Origin of the sequence: Myroides sp. DF42-4-2 (assembly GCF_030326445.1) — a bacterium.
Lineage (GTDB): Bacteria > Bacteroidota > Bacteroidia > Flavobacteriales > Flavobacteriaceae > Flavobacterium.
On sequence record NZ_JACAKI010000013.1, the window covers coordinates 86,483 to 105,442 of the forward strand.

At 38.0% G+C, this 18,960-nt stretch carries 17 protein-coding genes; 11 read left to right on the forward strand and 6 right to left on the reverse strand.

From position 1 onward, the window contains the following. Positions 1–2: 2 nt before the first annotated feature. Positions 3–1,085 carry a DNA replication/repair protein RecF gene (gene recF, locus HX062_RS10915; protein WP_182625805.1) on the reverse strand — a complete coding sequence of 361 codons (1,083 nt, stop codon included), beginning with the start codon at positions 1,083–1,085 and terminating at the stop codon, positions 3–5. A gap of 134 nt (positions 1,086–1,219) precedes the next feature. Here recF and HX062_RS10920 point away from each other — a divergent pair, with 134 nt between their 5' ends. The 6 genes from HX062_RS10920 (at position 1,220) to HX062_RS10945 (ending at position 7,398) form a co-directional block, all read left to right on the forward strand. Continuing rightward, complete coding sequence (locus HX062_RS10920) at positions 1,220–2,011, forward strand: tetratricopeptide repeat protein (RefSeq protein WP_182625759.1); 792 nt, start codon at positions 1,220–1,222, stop codon at positions 2,009–2,011. Between the two features lies 1 nt (position 2,012). Further along, complete coding sequence (ribH, locus tag HX062_RS10925) at positions 2,013–2,501, forward strand: 6,7-dimethyl-8-ribityllumazine synthase (RefSeq protein ID WP_286467415.1); 489 nt, start codon at positions 2,013–2,015, stop codon at positions 2,499–2,501. A gap of 154 nt (positions 2,502–2,655) precedes the next feature. Next, the gene (gene mutL, locus HX062_RS10930; protein ID WP_182625761.1) at positions 2,656–4,770 is read left to right on the forward strand and encodes a DNA mismatch repair endonuclease MutL; all 2,115 of its coding nucleotides are present in this window, start codon (positions 2,656–2,658) and stop codon (positions 4,768–4,770) included. Beyond that, complete coding sequence (locus HX062_RS10935; protein WP_182625762.1) at positions 4,770–5,519, forward strand: rhomboid family intramembrane serine protease; 750 nt, start codon at positions 4,770–4,772, stop codon at positions 5,517–5,519. The genes mutL and HX062_RS10935 overlap by 1 nt, the downstream gene beginning before the upstream one ends. 1 nt (position 5,520) lies before the next feature. After that, positions 5,521–6,357: a rhomboid family protein gene (locus HX062_RS10940; RefSeq protein WP_182625763.1), complete on the forward strand. Its 837-nt coding sequence runs from the start codon at positions 5,521–5,523 to the stop codon at positions 6,355–6,357. 3 nt (positions 6,358–6,360) lie between these two features. After that, on the forward strand, positions 6,361–7,398 hold the full coding sequence (locus tag HX062_RS10945) for an endonuclease/exonuclease/phosphatase family protein (protein ID WP_182625764.1): 1,038 nt from the start codon (positions 6,361–6,363) through the stop codon (positions 7,396–7,398). Here HX062_RS10945 and HX062_RS10950 read toward each other — a convergent pair whose 3' ends face one another. Further along, on the reverse strand, positions 7,399–8,535 hold the full coding sequence (locus HX062_RS10950) for a multidrug effflux MFS transporter (RefSeq protein WP_182625765.1): 1,137 nt from the start codon (positions 8,533–8,535) through the stop codon (positions 7,399–7,401). An 88-nt stretch (positions 8,536–8,623) separates the two neighbouring features. On the opposite strand from HX062_RS10950, the gene HX062_RS10955 reads away from it, so the two are divergent. After that, positions 8,624–9,397 carry an AraC family transcriptional regulator gene (locus HX062_RS10955; RefSeq protein ID WP_182625766.1) on the forward strand — a complete coding sequence of 258 codons (774 nt, stop codon included), beginning with the start codon at positions 8,624–8,626 and terminating at the stop codon, positions 9,395–9,397. A gap of 56 nt (positions 9,398–9,453) precedes the next feature. Here HX062_RS10955 and HX062_RS10960 read toward each other — a convergent pair whose 3' ends face one another. Both HX062_RS10960 and HX062_RS10965 read right to left on the reverse strand, forming a co-directional pair. Next, entirely contained in the window at positions 9,454–10,626 is a 1,173-nt protein-coding gene (locus tag HX062_RS10960) for an MFS transporter (protein ID WP_182625767.1), read from the reverse strand. 92 nt (positions 10,627–10,718) lie between these two features. After that, complete coding sequence (locus tag HX062_RS10965) at positions 10,719–11,204, reverse strand: GNAT family N-acetyltransferase (RefSeq protein WP_286467418.1); 486 nt, start codon at positions 11,202–11,204, stop codon at positions 10,719–10,721. A gap of 357 nt (positions 11,205–11,561) precedes the next feature. On the opposite strand from HX062_RS10965, the gene HX062_RS10970 reads away from it, so the two are divergent. Together HX062_RS10970 and HX062_RS10975 are read left to right on the forward strand one after the other, a co-directional pair. Then, positions 11,562–12,125 (forward strand): DUF1572 family protein, encoded by a 564-nt coding sequence (locus tag HX062_RS10970; RefSeq protein WP_286467419.1) that lies wholly within the window; start codon positions 11,562–11,564, stop codon positions 12,123–12,125. A gap of 97 nt (positions 12,126–12,222) precedes the next feature. Next, positions 12,223–14,256 carry a dipeptidyl-peptidase 3 family protein gene (locus tag HX062_RS10975; RefSeq protein WP_286467420.1) on the forward strand — a complete coding sequence of 678 codons (2,034 nt, stop codon included), beginning with the start codon at positions 12,223–12,225 and terminating at the stop codon, positions 14,254–14,256. Positions 14,257–14,296: 40 nt separating this feature from the next. Here the strand turns inward: HX062_RS10975 and HX062_RS10980 are convergent, their stop codons facing one another. After that, a complete protein-coding gene (locus HX062_RS10980) occupies positions 14,297–15,076 on the reverse strand; it encodes an AraC family transcriptional regulator (protein ID WP_286467421.1) in 780 nt (259 codons plus the stop codon). 87 nt (positions 15,077–15,163) lie between these two features. Between HX062_RS10980 and HX062_RS10985 the strand changes: the two genes are divergently transcribed. Beyond that, positions 15,164–16,372 (forward strand): CynX/NimT family MFS transporter, encoded by a 1,209-nt coding sequence (locus HX062_RS10985; RefSeq protein ID WP_286467422.1) that lies wholly within the window; start codon positions 15,164–15,166, stop codon positions 16,370–16,372. Positions 16,373–16,559: 187 nt separating this feature from the next. On the opposite strand, the gene HX062_RS10990 is transcribed toward HX062_RS10985, so the two are convergent. Next, positions 16,560–17,804 (reverse strand): T9SS type A sorting domain-containing protein, encoded by a 1,245-nt coding sequence (locus HX062_RS10990; RefSeq protein ID WP_286467423.1) that lies wholly within the window; start codon positions 17,802–17,804, stop codon positions 16,560–16,562. 233 nt (positions 17,805–18,037) lie between these two features. Between HX062_RS10990 and HX062_RS10995 the strand changes: the two genes are divergently transcribed. Next, a complete protein-coding gene (locus HX062_RS10995) occupies positions 18,038–18,742 on the forward strand; it encodes a DsbA family oxidoreductase (RefSeq protein WP_286467424.1) in 705 nt (234 codons plus the stop codon). The last annotated feature ends 218 nt before the right edge of the window (positions 18,743–18,960 follow it).

Consider the following 18,960-nt stretch of genomic DNA (forward strand, 5'->3'; position numbering starts at 1 on the left):
TGTTATTCTACAGTAAAGATTTTAAAGTCTTGGTTAATTGAATTTAAAAGGGATTCCGTTCGATCCAAGTGGGTATCGGTTATAAACATTTGCCCAAAAGTATCCAGATTTACTAGTTCTAATATTTGGCGAACGCGAAGTTCATCTAATTTGTCGAAAATATCGTCAAATAACAAGATTGGCGCGATGCCGTGTTGTTTCTTTAAAAACTCAAATTGGGCTAGCTTTAAGGCGATTAAAAACGATTTTTGCTGGCCTTGTGAACCAAATTTCTTAATTGGACTATCCTTGAGTAAAAAGACAAGGTCATCTTTGTGAATGCCCACTGAGGTATATTGTAAGGCGCGATCTCTTTGAAGATTTTGATCAAATAGCTCACGCATACTGTGATGTTCCAGTTGGGATTCATACACCAGGTTTACATCGTCTTTATTGCCTGTGATCAATTGGTGATACTGGTTAAAAACAGGAATAAACGCTTGCAGAAAGTCGCGACGAATTTCGTAAATCGGTTGTGCAATCGCCTCAATTTGTTCATTGTAAATCCCAAGCGTATCGCGATCAAAGTAGTTGTTCGATACAAAACTCTTTAACAAGGCGTTGCGCTGGGTAATTAATTTTTGATGTTGGATGAGCAATTGCAAATAATTGCTGTTCATTTGGGAAATAACACTATCTAAAAACTTGCGTCTTGTTTCACTTCCTTCGATAATCAAATCGCTGTCAGATGGAGAAATAATCACCAAGGGAATAAAGCCAAAGTGATCCGAAAAGCGCTCGTAGTTTTTGTTGTTTCGCTTGAGGATTTTTTTCTGTCCTTTTTTCAAGCTACACAAAATATGCTCACTTTGTCCGTTCTTTTCAAACATCCCATCAATGACGAAGAAATCGGCGCCATGTTTGATATTTTGAACTGCAATGGGATTAAAATAACTACGCCCATAAGCAATATAGTAGATCGAATCTAAAATATTTGTCTTACCAACGCCATTTAATCCAATAAAACAGTTGATTTTAGCATTAAATTCAAAAGATTTATCTTCAATATTTTTAAAATTTAGAAGATCTATTTTTTTTAAATACACGGGAATATAGGTATTTTTAACGAGTGAGTGATAGTATTGTTTAATTTGGTTGCAAATTATCAAAAATATTAATAGTAAGCACTTTTATATTACAATAAAAATCATATTTTTGCCTTTCATTAAACTTTTTATACATGGCAACTTATAATAAAAGAGGTTATAAAGCTCCTAAACCGGAAGGCGAAACGGTAGATAACGAATTTGATCAGTATAGTTCAGTTGATACTTCTAACAGTACTACGGCAGAGGTATTTAATTCCTTAGATCAAGGAGCAAATAGAATGGAAGGTTGGGTAGCGAGAAATCAAAAAGCAATTTTTGGTATTGTTGGAGCTATTGCTTTAGTTACTATTGGTTATGTTGGATATAATAAGTTTGTGGTTGAGCCTAAAAATGACGAAGCAGCAAATGAGATGTTCCAGGCACAATCGTATTACAATGACGCATTCGCTAACGAAACAGAAAAACAAAACCTATTGAACTTAGCCTTAAACGGTGGAGAAGGGAAATTAGGATTTTTGGGAATCATAGAAAACTACAAAGGAACTGCATCAGCTAATTTAGCACACTACTATGCAGGAACAACTTACCTAAACCAAGGGGAGTTCAAAAAAGCAATTGAGCAATTAGAACAATATAAAGTGGTTAGCTCTGAGGCGATCATCGGTGCTTCTGCATTGGGTGCTATTGGAGATGCTTTCTCTGAATTAGGACAACATGCGGATGCTTTTGAGTACTACCAAAAAGCAGCAGCCCACAACAAAAACGATTTCACTACACCAAGATTTTTATACAAAGCAGGAATAGCTGCGTTAGAAGACGGTAAAAAAGCAGATGCTTTGAAATTGTTTAATGAGGTTAAGAACAACTACTCAACAGCAATGGAAGCAACGTTGGTAGAGTCTTTAATCGGTCTTGCTCAATAATATGGCAACAGCAAATAAAAATTTATCGGCATACGATAAAACTACATTACCTTCCGCATCGGATATGAAAGTCGGAATTGTGGTATCCAATTGGAATGACACGATTACTGAAGGCTTGTTTGAAGGGGCGAAAAAAACATTTTTAGATTGCGGTTTACCCCAAGACGGATTGATTCGTTGGGATGTTCCAGGAAGCTTTGAGTTGATTTTCGGCGCAAAGCGAATGATAGAGCGCTTCGAAGATTTGGATGCCGTGATTGTTATCGGCTGCGTGATTAAAGGAGAAACCATGCACTTTGAATTTGTTTGTGAAGGCGTTACACACGGAATTAAAGACTTAAATTTAATAGCAGATATTCCCGTTATTTTCTGTGTACTTACAGATAATACAATCGAACAATCTCTCGCTAGAAGTGGGGGCGATATGGGAAATAAAGGCGTAGAGGCCGCGGTCACTGCCTTGAAAATGATTGCTTTAAATCGTTTATAAAAAACAAGAATAAGCCTGTGTAAAAGCAGGCTTTTTTTTATCATACTCATTCAAAAAGTGAAAAAATAGTTAAGGAAGCAATTCCCCTATTTATTTCTTTAAATTTGTAAGAATAGAGTCAAAAGTTTTAATCAAAAAAACCTTCATTTTTTAAATGTCTAATATCATTCGATTATTACCAGATCACGTAGCCAATCAAATTGCCGCAGGAGAAGTGGTTCAACGCCCTGCTTCTGTTGTAAAAGAGCTGGTGGAAAATGCTGTGGATGCAGGGGCAACTGAGATCAAATTGGTCCTGAAAGATGCTGGAAAAACCTTGATTCAAGTAATCGATAATGGCAAAGGAATGAATGAAACAGACGCGCGAATGGCTTTTGAACGCCACGCCACGTCTAAAATATCTAAAGCAGAAGATTTATTTGCCTTACATACCAAAGGGTTTAGAGGAGAAGCTCTAGCGTCTATTGCCGCTATTGCTCATGTGGACCTGAAAACCTGTCAACACCACAGCGAATTGGGTACACACCTGATTATTGAAGGATCGAAGGTGATTTCACAAGAAGTGACTGTAACTCCTCCAGGAACGGTGTTCTCCGTAAAAAATCTCTTTTTTAATATTCCTGCGCGTCGAAATTTCTTAAAATCGGACAATGTCGAATTTAGAAATATCGTCGATGAATTTGAACGCATTACTTTAGTGCATCCCGCTATTAGTTTTACACTCATTCACAACGGCAGTGAGGTATTCAATTTACCTAATTCCAATTTGCGTCAGCGCATCGTCAATGTATTTGGGGTAAAAACCAATGAGAAATTGGTGCCTATTGAAGAAATAACAGAAATTGTTACTATTCGAGGATTTATTGGAAAACCTGAATTTGCCAAAAAGAGCAGAGGTGAACAATTCTTTTTTGTTAATGATCGCTATATCCGCAGCGGATATTTACACCATTCCGTTTTGGCGGCTTATGAGGGCCTACTTAAAGAGGGGACTCATCCAACGTATTTTATTTACCTAACCGTACCGACTAATTCCATCGATATCAACATACATCCCACCAAGACGGAGATTAAATTTGATGATGAACAAGCGTTATACAGTATTTTGCGATCGGCTATCAAACACAGTTTAGGCCAGTTTAACGTAGCGCCTGTACTCGATTTCCATCGGGATGAAGGGTTGGATGTGCCCTATGAATTTAAAGACAAAGAAGCGGAAACGCCATTGATCGAAATTGATACACATTATAATCCCTTTAGCAATGAAGGATTGAACCCAACGGAAGAAGTATATAACCCTTTTACCCAAACCCCAACTAGTTTAGGGGGAAATCAACATTCAGACTTTGTTGAGCAAGGCTTTAATCCCTTTGAAGAAAGTTCATTCTTGCGTACAGCACAACCTCAAGAGCAACCTCAAGAGGAAGACGAAGACGTTTTTGAAAGTAAGCTGACCACCACCACATCAACAATTGACTTCTCTTCATTTAAAAAAGAAGGAAGAAAAGCCGATGAAGCGGTGTTTTTTGCAAGTAAGTCCAACAAAACAGAAATCAAGAAGTCAGCGGCAACTGAAGTAGGGGCTTGGCAAGAGGTTTTCGAAGGATTAAAAGGCGAAGGAAGTGCGCTCGATATCAGTGGACTTGCCTTTGAAGAAGAAGAAGTAACAGGAAGCTTGTTTGACGAGCATACTGAGACGACTCTAGCCTCGCGTACGTTTCAGATTCAGCGAAAGTATATCGTTAGTCCAATTAAGTCAGGCATGGTAATCATTAACCAAGGAAGGGCTCATCAGCGCATCTTGTATGAAAAATTCATTGGCAATATAACTAAATCCAATGCTGTTTCTCAGCAATTGCTTTTTCCCTTAACTTTATACTATGCACCCTATGAAGTTGTTTTATTAAAAGAAATTCGAACTTCGTTAAAACAAATGGGATTTGATTTTGAAAATATGGGCGAGGATCACGTAATTTTATCTGGATTACCAGTGAATGTAGCAGAAAGCGAAGCGCAAATTGTCCTAGACGATTTAATTATGAGCTTTCAAGAAGGAATTCCCGAAACCAATTACATACAAACAGAGCGCATAGCCAAAACCTTAGCGCAAAGTTTAGCCGTAAAATCGGGCATAATACTAAACGAAACAGAACAAGAGGATATTGTAAATTCTTTATTTGGTTGTAAAGAACCCAATATCTCTCCATTTATGAAACCTACTTTTATCACGATGAAAGTAGAAGATATTGAACGAAAATTTATACTGTAATGAGACTATCAGAAGGAGTAAAACAGTTATTGATTATAAACGTCCTATTTTTTATAGGAAGCCAGTTTGTACCTGCAACCTACGACTATTTAGCGATGTACTATTTTGACAACGCAAAATTTCAAGTGTGGCAACCGCTAACCTATATGTTTATGCATGGAGGAATCATGCATATTTTCTTCAATATGTTTGCGTTGTTCTCTTTTGGAACTACCTTAGAAATGCTGTTTGGAACCAAGCGATTATACCTTTTATTCCTAATTTCAGGATTCGGAGCCGCATTGTTACATATGGGGGTGAACTATTATTCGGTTTCACACGGTGTCAGTCAATTAGTGGCGGCAGGCTATACAGAATCGGAAATTTACAATTTATTGCGCAGCGGTATGTACAACACTCAATGGGAAACTGTTTTGGGATCTACTGATTTAAGTGCCATGATTTCAGCCTTTAACGCCCCTGTAGTAGGAGCTTCTGGTGCGGTCTATGGCTTCTTGGTCGCATTTGCTTATATGTTCCCGAATGCAGAATTGATGATGATGTTTATTCCCGTACCCATCAAAGCGAAATACTTTGTTCCTGGAATTCTAGCGATTGACTTAATCGGTGGTTTAACAGGTGGTTTCAGTATTTTTGGTGGTGGAACAGGAATTGCACACTTTGCACACGTAGGAGGTGCCTTAACTGGATTCTTACTCGTGCGCTATTGGAAAAAAAATCAATTCAAACAAAACCGCTGGGATTTGTAACATGAAAATACTCGATGATTTAAAGAGAAAGCTAAACCTTAGTGATAAAATTAGCGATAGGGTACAAGTGTTGATTTTCAGTAATGTCCTTGTATTTGTTTTGCTCTTTGGACTTTCAGCTGTCTTGTCTTCGGTTTATCACAGCATCTTCCCCTATGTTGCGTTTGTCGCAGACGGGGCCGCATCCTTGACTCGCTTTTGGACGTTTATCTCCTATTCTTTCGTACATGCTAACATCTGGCATCTACTGCTGAATATGATTATGTTATTCTTTGTGAGTAATCTTTTTTTTACCTTCTTCACCTCAAGACAATTTTTGTTTGTTTATTTTCTGGGCGCTTTGGGAGGAAGTATGTTGTATTACTTGTGTTCTTTCTTTTTCTCCATGGGATATGGCTTAGTAGGAGCTTCTGCCGCTGTGATGGCGCCTCTTATCGCTTTAGCTAGTTTTGCCCCTCAAATGGAAGTACGACTTGCCTTAATCGGAAGAATAAAAATGATTTATATTGCTGCGTTTATCATTGTCATTGATTTGTTTCAACTATCTTCGACCAATGTTGGCGGGCATATTGCTCATCTAGGTGGTGCTTTGGTAGGCGTTGGCTACACGGTCTTATTGAAAAATGGGATCGATCTTGCCAAACGCAAAAAGCGAACAGCAAAAAATAAATCTACATTTAAGCAGGTTTATGTTAATAAAAAGGGGGATAAAAACGTTAGTAGAGAAGAAACGACCCAAAAGAAAATTGATGCCATTTTGGACAAGATTAGTAAGTCAGGCTATGAAAGCTTAAATAAAGAGGAAAAAGAATTTCTTTTTCGTCAGGGAAATGAGTAAAACATGAAGAAATTATCTGGTTTTAATAAAGTGGTATTTACCTTAAATGTCCTTGTTGCTATAGGGACATTGATGGGGTATTTATTGCCTTTTTTAGCGCCAAAATTATTTCCATTTCTCTCTGTTTTTACCTTGATACTTCCCTCGTTGATCTTGATTAATTTTGTTTTCCTGCTCTATTGGGTCATTCAGGTGAAACGACAAATGATTTTATCTGCTTTAATCTTAGTGCTCGGCTTTACGTTTATTACCAAATTCTATAAGATTACGGGTAAAAATGAACCTACAGAGCAAAGTGATATTGTATTAATGACCTATAATGTTCGTTTGTTTAATTTGTTTAAGTGGATTCCTGACGAACTTGTTCCTCAAAAGATAAAAGAATTCATCGATTTACAAGATCCCGATATTTTGTGCTTGCAAGAATATTCCAAAGGAGCAGCTTTGGACTTTAAGCAATTTCCCTATAAATACGTTGTTTCTCACGGGGAGAAAATTAAAACAGGACAAGCTATTTACTCCAAATATCGCATAATCGATAAAGGAGAGATCAATTTACCCAACTCAAATAACAATGTGATTTTTGCCGATCTATTTATTAATTCGGATACCATTCGCGTGTATAGCATCCATTTACAGTCGATCAGTATTAGTCCTGATATTCACGAAAAAATAGACGAGGAGAAGTCCAAGCGCATCTTTAGGCGCATATCCAATGCGTTTACTGAACAACAAATGCAATCGGAATTAATTCAATCGCATATGAAAGACGCCAACCACCGCAAAGTGATTTGCGGTGATATGAATAATAGCGCCTTTTCCTATGTGTATAACAATATTAAAGGTGACCTCAAGGATGCCTTTATCGAAGCGGGAAGTGGCTTTGGAAAGAGCTACGATTTTCCGTACTATCCGATGCGTATTGACTACGTTTTTGTCGATCCAAGTATTCAGGTAAAATCCTTTAAAACCCACAGTGATTTTAGAAATTCCGATCACTTCCCCATTGTAACCCGTTTGGCGTTAACTGAGCGAGAATAATTATTTTTTTCTTGGCAAACCTATGGCTAGTAGAAAACCCACCCCAGCGAATAGGAGCAATACCCATCCAAAATGAGGGAGTAAACTGCTGACATATAAACCCAAACCAATCAGTAAATAGTACAGTAATCCAAATAGGGCACCCGCAGAACCAATAGCCGTTTTGTAGTGCACCAACGCCTGACTCAGTATGTTGGGAATAGCAATTCCAAAAGCCGCAACAATGAGCAAAACAGGGACTAAGAACCACATCGAATCCAATACTATAGCCGTTGCCATTGCACTAGCGAGCGCCAAAATTGAAGCGCCTAGAATTAAGGTATTACCCAATATCCCTTTGCTAAGGCATATTTTGTTGAAGTAGCTTCCCGCAAAAGATCCTAGGGCTAATACCACACCACTATATCCGTAAACAGACGCATCATACCCATTGGATTCAAAGATAAAAGGCGCAAAGGAATAGTAGCTAAACAACAGCACATTATAGCTCATAACTAAGAGGGCAAAGCGCCAAATACTGCGGTCGGTATACATCTTTTTAGCTAGGCCAAAAAGCGCACTTCGACTGATCTTCTCTTGGGTTTGCTTGGTCTCAGGTAAGTGATAATACGCTTTAATCACTACAATCAACGCCAGTGCAGCAAGAAGGAAAAAAACACCGTAGTGCTCAAAAGTCGAAACAGTTACACCGCCTAGTAATAAACCCAATACAGGACTGATCGACAACGCAATTCCCATAATGGAGAACACCTTGCTTAGTTCGGCTCCCGTATAAACATCACGCATCATAGTTTGTGTAATTACCGAACCAACTGCAATTCCAAATGCAGCTATAATTCGTGCGATTAATACAACTTCAAAGCTCGGTGCAAGTAAAGCAAGCATAGATGCAAGCATATAGGTCGTTAGCCCACAAATCATCGCTTTTCGCCTGCCGATGTAGTCACTCAAAATGCCCCAACAAATCACCCCAAATGCAAAGGCAATAAAATAGGTGCTAATGGTGAGTAATGCTTGAGTTTCACTTACTTGAAAGTGTTGTGTAATACTCGGTAATGCTGGACTGTAAATGGTTTCTACAAATTGCGGAAACATCATTAATACCACCATAAAACCCAGTTGTAATTTTGTTTTCATTGTTTATTTTATTTCTCATGCAAAAGTCTAACGAATTAGGCTTATCTTTATAACAGTATAAAAACAAAAAATATCAAAAGCAGGACAAATGGCATATTTGAACAAGGAACAGGTGCTGAACTTAGAAGAGATTAATCAAGAGGTGATTGGTTTAGCTTCTGATTTAGTACAGCACGATTCGGGTTTTCACAGCCATGCTTTACACGCGCAACTATTATATGCTCCTAGTGGATGTATGACCTTGCTTACACACAAGCAGCAAGTAATCCTGCCCCCACAAAAACTGATGTTTATCCCCGCTGGATTAGAACACCGTGTTACCTTTCGCAATGTAGTGGCCTACCGATCAATTTATTTAGATATTCGCCAAATCGATGTGACGGATTTGGGGTTAGAAGTTCGTCTCGTTTCACCTTTATTCGCTGAAGTTATTGAGCGAATTTGTTGGTGGGAATGGCAAGGCACCTATACAGCTTCTCAACAAAATATTTTAGCGGTATTTTGGGATGAATTCCACCAAGCCCAAAGAGAATCCTATGTGTTGGAAATTCCTACAGATTACAGGCTACAAGCTGTGATGGACGCTTTTATGTTAGAAAAGAGGGTACCTCCCTTTCTACATGAGCTCGCCCAAGATGTAGGGGCAAGTGAAAAGACGATCTCCCGCATTTTTAAGCGAGAAACCAAGATGTCGTATCAAGCTTGGCGTCAGCAATGGCGCTTATACCGAGCTATTGAACTCCTGGCAGAAAACACGTCGATTTCAGAAGTAAGTGATCAACTAGCATTTTCTTCTGATAGTGCCTTTATAGAGTTTTTTAAAAATCATACAGGGATTACCCCAGCAAAGTATTTTCTGTAAAGCTTAGGCAGTTTATCCTTTGTACATCCCTTTGTCACCCCAAAAAAAGGTATGTTTTACCTCTTAAATTGCTTGGACAGCATATAAAACAAACTCAATACAATAATAGCCGAACTGATGTACATAATCGTCGGAATGTGATCGATGTGATCTTTGTAGTACCAACCTGCAGCAAAGGCACCCCCTCCAATTCCTGCTTCTAAGGCAATATACATGGTAGAAATTGCTTTTCCACGCTGATCTGGTGAACTAAAGTCGATGGTCCACGCATTGAGGGCGGGAGACAAAACACCTAGGGAAATACCATAGACGAATGCCCCTAAGTACAAGCCATTGACCGTTTGGAAGAAGGCAATAATCACTAGGGATACAAACAAAAGTACTAAGCCAATAATAATAATTAATACACGGCCATAGCGATCTGATACTTTGCCTGCAAAGAAGCGAACCAACAAAGAGGAAACAGTAAAGATCATAAAGAAGATTCCTTTATTTTCTAAACCTAGATGCCCCGTCCAATCGGGAATAAGTGTCAAGATTACCCCATAGGCGATATAAGATAAAAACGTAACAAAAGCTGCAGGGAATACCTTGAGGTCAAAGATGTCTTTGCGTGAAATTTTAAAGAGAGAGAAAGAAAACTTTTCTTTTTTCTCTAGGGTTTCCTTCATATTCAACAAGATCAAAATCGAGAGCAAGGCAAACAGAGCCGAGGTGTAGAATAAGAAGTTAATCGAGGTATATATCTTTATGGTACTTCCAATAGCAGGACCAATAGCCATACCTGTGCTAAAGCAAATTCCGTGTAGCCCCAGGGCTTCTCCCCAGCGTTCTTTGGGAACAATATCCGCAACGTATGCCGCTGTAGCAGTGGGTTTAAAACCCGTTGAAAATCCGTGTAACAGACGCAAAAACAAGAAACCCGAAACTGTCGTTAAAATAGGGTAGAGTAAACTGCAAATAAAACAGACAATAGAACCAATTGCCATGATGGGAACACGACCTATCTTATCCGTTAATTTACCGCTAAAAGGCCTTGAAATACCTGCCGTAATAGTGAATAACCCAATGATTAATCCTTTGTATTCCGCTCCGCCTAAACTCGATAGGTAATCAGGTAATTCGGGGATTAGCATGTTAAAACTAGCAGAAAATAACAAAGAACTCAAACAAACCAACATAAACTGAAGGTTGTATATAGGGTGTGCGGAACGGGTAAATAAAGACATAGCTGAAATCAATTGCCGCAAATTTATTGGATTAAATCGGACTGGACAAGTTTGTTTACCGTTAACAGTCTACGGTTAATAGTTTACAAACCTCACAATAAATATTCGAAATAACTTTTGTCTGCTTCTTGCTTAATAAAAGTAAAATTCATGCGTTCCATCATGCGAACGGATTTTTCATTGGCTGTTTTTGCAATGCCAATAATGCGTTTAATTTGCGGTTCGCGCTGTTTAATGAGTTCGATGAGCCCCCTAGTTCCTTCTGTTCCATAGCCCCCTTTCCAAAAAGATCTGCCTATAGAAAACCCAATCTCTACTGATTCATCATCGAGGAAAGTATAAACGCCAGTGCCCATCAGTTCATTGGTCTCCAGGTGTACATAGGCAAAGCGATATTTTTTTCCAGTAGTCTGTTCGCGTTCTACTTGATCGAGAAAGGCTCTGACGTCAGCTAAGGTTTCAAAAGGAAGACTCGCTCTGTATTGCATCGCCTCTTTGTCTGAATAAATTTCTAATAAAGCCGCTTCATCTTGCGTGGTGAGTGCTCTAAAATAAGTTCGTTCCATTTGTAGTATCATGGGATGGTTGTATTTGATTTGTCACAAAGAAAAAACATTTGTAGCGAACACTCGTTTAAAATGCACTTTTTTAAAGAAAAAATGTGGCGTAGATATAAGCACCATGGATCATAAAAATGCCCTATACGTAATTTGGGGGGCGTATAGGGCAAAAGTAGTATGAAAAAAAGTTTCTAATGGAAATACAATTACTATGCCAAAAAAATAATTTTTTGACTAAAAAAAATAGAATAATTAATGGATTTTAGAAGAGAAACAATTGTGTGAAGGGAAGAGTCCTATATTCTTTGTTTTTTGTACTAGAGTGTTTTATTTTTTTGTAAAATGAATTAAATTAGAGGAAAACAATAGATAACGATGACAATACAAGAAGTACAAGGCATTCGCAAACAGTTTGAATACTACCGCATGCTAGCAGATAAAACCATACTGCTTCTTTCACAAGAAGAGTTGAATTGGCAATACAATGAAGAAAGTAATTCTATTGCCATGTTAATGCGTCACCTCTCGGGAAATTTAGCTTCGCGTTTCACCCATTTCTTTACCGAAGACGGAGAAAAACAGTGGAGAAATCGCGACCAAGAATTTGCCATTGGCGTTTACGATCGACATGAATTGATTACAAATTGGGAAAAAGGATGGGCCATCCTATTTGAAACACTAGATTCGATTACCTCGGAGAATATCGACACCGTTGTCAAAATTCGAAATCAAGACCACACCGTAGGCGAAGCTTTATACCGCCAATTAGCCCATTATCCCTATCACATTGGGCAAATTGTTTACATCGGCAAATTGATCAAAAATCAAGCTTGGCAGTCCTTGTCAATTCCCCGAAATAAATCCCTTGATTACAACCAAGAAAAATTTAATAATCCAAATGCAGATACGCATTTTACTGATGATTATTTAAAGAAATAGAACAAAAAAAATAGAATTTATTTTTTTCAATCAAAGAAAAGGTGGCGGTTCATGCCATATTTTATATATTTGTTACAAGACGAATAAAGTATTACTTATGAAATTAAACACAATGGCATGTATTGTATTGGCTTCGGCAATGGCATTATCATGTGGAAAAAACAAAGAAAATGAAGCTGAAAAAACAGCGGAAACAATAGAGAATTTTGAATTTAGTGTTGATCAATTTGCTGATATTGAGGTGTTGAGATATCAAATTCCTGGTTGGGAAGATTTGACGCTCAAAGAAAAAGAATTGGTGTACTATTTGAGTCAAGCAGGATACGCAGGACGCGATATTATTTGGGATCAAAACTACAAACACAACCTTAAAATCCGTCAAGCATTAGAGAACATCTATGTCAATTATGCGGGGGATAAAGACACTGATGATTGGAAAAATTTCGTCGTGTATGTAAAACGCGTGTGGTTCTCTAATGGAATTCACCACCATTATTCCAATGACAAAATTAAACCTGCTTTTGCTAAGGCGTATTTCGAAACTTTGTTAGCTGATACGAAAACAACACTAGATGCTAGCGTTGTGGATATTTTGTTCAATGATGTAGACAATAAAAAAGTAAACCTAGATCTAGCGAAAGGCTTGGTAGAAGGCTCTGCTGTAAACTTTTATGGGGAAGGAATTTCTGAAGCTGAGGTAGAAGCTTTTTACAATAGCATGAAAAGTCCAGACCCTTTGCGTCCACTTTCAACAGGGTTAAACTCTAAAGTGGTAAAAGAAAATGGAAAATTAGTAGAGAAAGTTTGGAAAAGCGGTGGGATGTACGGATCTGCTATTGACAAAATTATCTTCTGGTTAGAGAAAGCAGTAACTGTTGCTGAAAATCAAAAACAAGCCGATGCGTTACAATTGTTAATCCAATATTATAAAACAGGTGACTTAAAAACTTGGGATGATTACAATGTGGCATGGGTAGAAGCTACCGAAGGTAATATTGATTACAACAATGGATTTATTGAAGTGTACAACGACCCATTAGGACATAAAGGTTCCTATGAAAGCGTGGTGCAAATCAAAGACTTCGATATGTCTAAAAAGATGGAAGTTCTTTCTAAAGAAGCGCAATGGTTTGAAGATAATTCCCCACTGATGCCAGAGCACAAAAAGAAAAATGTAACAGGTGTTACGTATAAAACGGTAATTGTTGCCTCAGAATCTGGAGATTCTTCGCCTTCGACCCCAATTGGTGTGAATTTGCCTAATGCAGATTGGATTAGAGCTGAACACGGATCAAAGTCAATCTCTTTAGGGAATATTATTGATTCTTATAACCACGCTGGCGGTTCTGGTAAACTGAAAGAATTTGCCCATGATGAAGAAGAAATTAAATTAGAAGAAAAATATGGGGAGTTAGCTGATAAATTACATACGGCTCTACACGAAGTAATTGGACATGCCTCAGGTCAAATTAATCAAGGCATTGGTCAACCAAAAGAAACATTAAAAAGCTATGCTTCAACACTAGAAGAAGGACGTGCGGATCTAGTAGGTTTATTCTATTTATACAACCCTAAATTACAAGAAATAGGATTGGTGGATGATTGGAAAGCTGTGGGGATGGCTGCTTATGACGGATACATCCGAAATGGTTTAATGACGCAATTAGTGCGCTTAGAACCAGGAGCAGATATTGAAGAAGCACATATGAGAAACCGCCAATGGGTAAGTGCTTGGGTTTTTGAGAAAGGTAAAAAAGACAACGTCATTGAAAAAGTTGTGCGCAATGGAAAAACCTACTTCAACATTACTGATTATGAAAAATTACACGCCTTATTCGGTGACTTGCTAAGAGAAACACAACGCATTAAATCTGAAGGAGATTACAATGCTGCCAAACAATTAGTAGAAACTTACGGTGTGAAAGTTGATCAAGCGATTCACAAAGAAGTATTGGAACGCAATGCAAAATTTGATGCAGCACCATATAGAGGTTTTGTAAACCCTTATATTGTACCTGTTACGAATGACAAAGGTGAGGTTACAGATTACGTAATTAAACAACCTAAAACATTTGAAGAACAAATGTTATTCTATGCAAAAGAATATAATTTCTTACCTGTAGAAAACTAGTAAATATAAAAGCCAACGATTGCGTTGGCTTTTTTTGTCTCTATTTGATTGGGGATTCAAAATACTCACTCGGGCGTTTGCCCAATAACTTAGTGAATACATTGCTGTAGGACTGTGCACTACTGTATCCCACGCGAAAAGCAATCTCGCCAATGTTTAATTGCCCTTCACTGAGCAACTCTAGCGATTTGATTATGCGCACCATCTGAATGTACTTCGCTAGACTAATGCCGGTTTCTTTTTTAAACTGTCGCTCTAATGTACGCATACTGACAAAACCTTTGGCAGCTAAATCTTCAATAGAAATGGGCGCTCCATAGGCTTGGTGAATAAACGCGGTCACCGCAAGCAAATTAGCCGATTTGGGAACAGGAGTAATCAAGGGTAGAGACTCTTGAATAAACGAAGGCAATTCTTCTAAAATAGCCAGTAAAAAAGTCTGTTCACTTTGGCGATATTCCATATTCAAAGACCATTTTTCCGTGTACATGATCATCTCTCTCAAAACAGCAGGAACCGAAAATAAGTATAAATCATCGTAAAACGAAGGCATGCCATCCGTATTAAAATACAGCGTTCTCAGAGAAACAGATTCTGAGGCAGCAGTCGTTTTATGTGGAAGGTTAGACGGAATCCAAGCCGCGTGATGCTGAGGTAATAAAAACTGATTATTCGTCGTATGCAAGTATTGGTAGCCCGATTCTACAAAGACCAACTGTGCTTTGTGATGGTGGTGGAACTCATTGTTGTGTTTCCAGTTTTCTGCATGCCAAACAAAACCGTTTTTTTTGACTTTATCCACTAATTCTGGTCCGTACATACTTGTCGTTTTAGTTATGATATATGGCGAATTTAATCATTTAATTCCATATAATTTTGTGTTTTAAACAAACTCAAAAAATAAAAGATGAATCATTCAAATAATACTGGAGCAGTGAAAACTACGAAAGCGAAAGAAATACTGATGCTTTTGGGAGTTATTTTTATAGCGTCCAACCTTCGTGCACCGCTTACTTCGGTTGGTCCGGTAATTGGAGAAATCAGCAAATCACTGGCCTTGTCAAATACAACCGCTGGTTTGGTTACGACTATTCCTTTGATGGCCTTTGCGTTGTTGTCGGGATTGGTTCCCAAATTTTCTCGCAAGTATGGCATGGAATTGATCTTGTTAATTTCGTTGGTCTTACTGAGTGTAGGCTTGTTTATTCGCCCTTTAGGCAATATTGTTTCCCTATTTTTAGGAGCCGCTTTAGTGGGGACCGCTATTACTGTAGGTAATGTATTAATGCCTGCTTTTATCAAGAACAATTTTCCACACAAAGTGGGAAGTATGATGGGAATCTATTCGGTGGCTATGAATTTAACAGCCGCATTAGCCGCAGGTTTTAGTATTAGTTTAGGAACCTATACGAGCATGGGGTGGAAGGGATCTATCGGAATTTGGCTTGTACTGTCTTTAGTGACTATTGTCGTTTGGATTCCACAAGTGAAGAAGAAACAAGTGGACCCCGTTAAAGGAAATTTTGCCATCGATGAGCCTAAAGTCAATTTGTATACCTCTGGATTAGCCTGGGCAGTCACCGTATTTATGGGAGTTCAATCCTTGTTGTTTTACTGTTTAGCCGCTTGGTTACCTAAAGTAATGCAAACATGGGGTATGTCCGTGGAAGACTCTGGATGGATTTTGTCCTATGTACAATTTGCCCAATTACCTATGACGTTTCTAGGAGCAATTATTGCCAGTAAAATGAACAACCAAAAGCTATTGTCTCTACTTGTGGGGGTATTGTTTATGGTGGGAATTGGCGGTATCATTATCTTTCGTACTGAATATATTGTGGTATGGTGCGTAATGATTGGATTGGCTAGTGGATTAGCATTTAGTTTGTCGATGTTGTTGTTCGTCTTGCGCACCCGAAGTACTGTACAATCAGCTGAATTATCAGGTATGGCACAGTCTTTTGGTTATTTGATCGCCGCTTGTGGACCTCCAATTTTTGGAGCCCTTTTTGATTTTTCAAAAGACTGGATCTATTCTTTGATCTTCTTGTTAATCATGTCTGCTACCCTCTTAATTTCTGGACTTATAGCTGGAAAAGATACTTGGGTGAAATAAAGGATAAAAATAGATAAAAAGGAAGCTAATCAGCTTCCTTTTTCTTTACTCTATAAAGTTGATGGTTGGGTAATAAATAGACAACTGTATAAAAAATGTATAAGGTGAATTAATAATTAATTTATACACAGTTGTAAAACTAGGTAAAATAATTGAATGATTTATTTTTCTTCCTTAAATAAGTCAATTATTTTATAATAAATCTAACGTCTTCTTGTCCTTTTGTCGTTTTTATTTGAAGAATATAAGTCCCTTTTGCCAAGTGTTTCACCTCTAGTTGATAGAATCCACTTTGGCGGGTTACAGGGCTATTTAGTTTTTTTCCCGTCAAATCAAAAATGACAAAAGTAGCATCGTCATCCAAGTGTACAAAAAGCGATTCAGTAGTTGGATTGGGGTATACAACAAAGTGTTGATCTTCAAAAACGCTAGTGCTTAGCGTTTCAATGCTAATGGTATCTTGTACGGTATAGATCTCTTTACAGCTTGTTACTGTTAAGGTAACAGTAAACTGTCCCAATTGTTCGTAACGGTGGAGTGGATGGAGTTCGGTAGAGGTCGTCCCATCGCCAAAATCCCAATTGATTTCCTCTACATTAGGAGTGGTATTATTGAATTGTACACTTGGCGAATCAATGAGCTCATATTCAAATCCTGATTTGTTGTAATGTACACCTATAAACCACGTTGAGAAATCATCAAACACTACTTCCTTTACAATGCGCTTGATGTTGGTCGCTTGTTCAGCTGTTAAACCTGCATTGTAGGTAAGTAAAGTAGGATCTTTTTTAAACAACACTGTGTAAAAAGTATAAGCCGCCGCCATAGATCCCAACATTGACGGGTGAGATTCGTCATTGCTATAAAGTCTATATGCCGGATATTGTTCGCGTATTTTTCGCCAAACACGTCCTACAGGTGATAGTTCTGCTTGATTATCTATAGCCATTGCCCTGTAAGTCTCATAGATTTTATCATCCATAGCACTATAAGTGCACATATGGGCCATCCCTTGGTTACAAAAGTTCGCTTCTCCATTTTCACGCCCCCAAGTCATGTAGAATAACGTTTTCGTACAAGGTGAAACGTTTCTTATGCGCTCATTTAATACTCGAGCATAGGGAGCACTATAGCTTTCTCCAAGGGCTGGACGCAGACTCTGTTCTTGTAATACTACATAATCCCACGCTTTACTGTTGATTTTATCAGTTACTGCCCTGTTGTTCACGTGATCTTGAAAGGAAGATCCCCCTGGAACATGTTCTTCATATTCCAATATATCTCCCGTGGATTGTGCCATATGCTGAATCAATTTCGGAATATTTCCCGTATACGTATAACTATTCCCAATAAAAAAGACTTGCTTTCTTATTTGTCCAGGAGAAGCGATGGTCGTTAGTATAAACAGGAGAAAGAGGTACATGTGTTTCATATGCTGGTTATTTTTGTGGGGTTAAAAATATTAAAAAAATGTTAAATCTACTTGATTTTGTTAACTTAAATATAATTCAATGCAAGGCTAAGCATTTTACATTCGGTGAATTGATGTGATTAGTCCCGTTGTATCTGTTAAAAGAGTAGGCTGAAGTCCGTTGTAAATCGTATATTTGACTAATAGGGTGTAGCTTTATCTCCCCCTTGTTATAACTTTAAAAATGTAGAGAAATGAAAGTAGAAATATGGTCAGACGTAATGTGTCCTTTCTGTTATGTTGGAAAGAAACACTTTGAAAATGCAGTAGAACAATTGCCTTTTAAAGATAAAATCGAAGTAGAATGGAAAAGTTTTCAATTAGACCCTACCTTACCTGTAGAGGGAGCATCTGAATCTACATTGGAATACTTAGTGAAACGCAAAGGCATGCCGAAAGAGCAAATCGAAGGGATGATGGATCACCTACAACAAGCAGGATCTGCTGTGGGAATCAATTTTAGACAGGATATTGCTATTCCGGTTAATACATTTCGATCGCACCGCTTGATTCACTTCGCACAGCAACACGGCAAAGGAAACGAAATGAAAGAAGTGTTGTTCTTCGCGCATTTTACAGAAGGAAAAAATATTGGTGATATAGAGGTGCTAACAACATTGGCAACGGAAATCGGATTGCCTAAGGAAGAAGTTCTAGCGCTATTGCAAAGTGAAGATCAAACCCAAGAGGTAAGAAATGATATTGAAGAAGCACAGACTCTGGGCATTTCAGGTGTACCTTTCTTTGTTATTGATCGCAAATACGGCATTTCAGGCGCACAACCTATTGATACCTTCGCTGAAGCACTTACTCAAGCATTTGAAGAAAGCCAACCTAAATTTGAAATGAAAGGCGATCAGGATGCCAAAGCTTGCGGTCCTGATGGTTGCGAGGTTTAGTTAATAGTTAATCGGTTAATCGGTTAACAGTTAATTAGCTAATAGTTAATCGGTTAATCGGTTAATCAGTTAATCGGTTAACAGTTAATTAGTTAATCAGTTAATCGGTTAACAGTTAATTGGTTAATTAGTTAATCAGTTATGTACGTCCCTGACATAGGTTGACCATAAAAAATCAATTTTCCTATGAAAGTTAACGTTCAACAAATCAAAAAAAA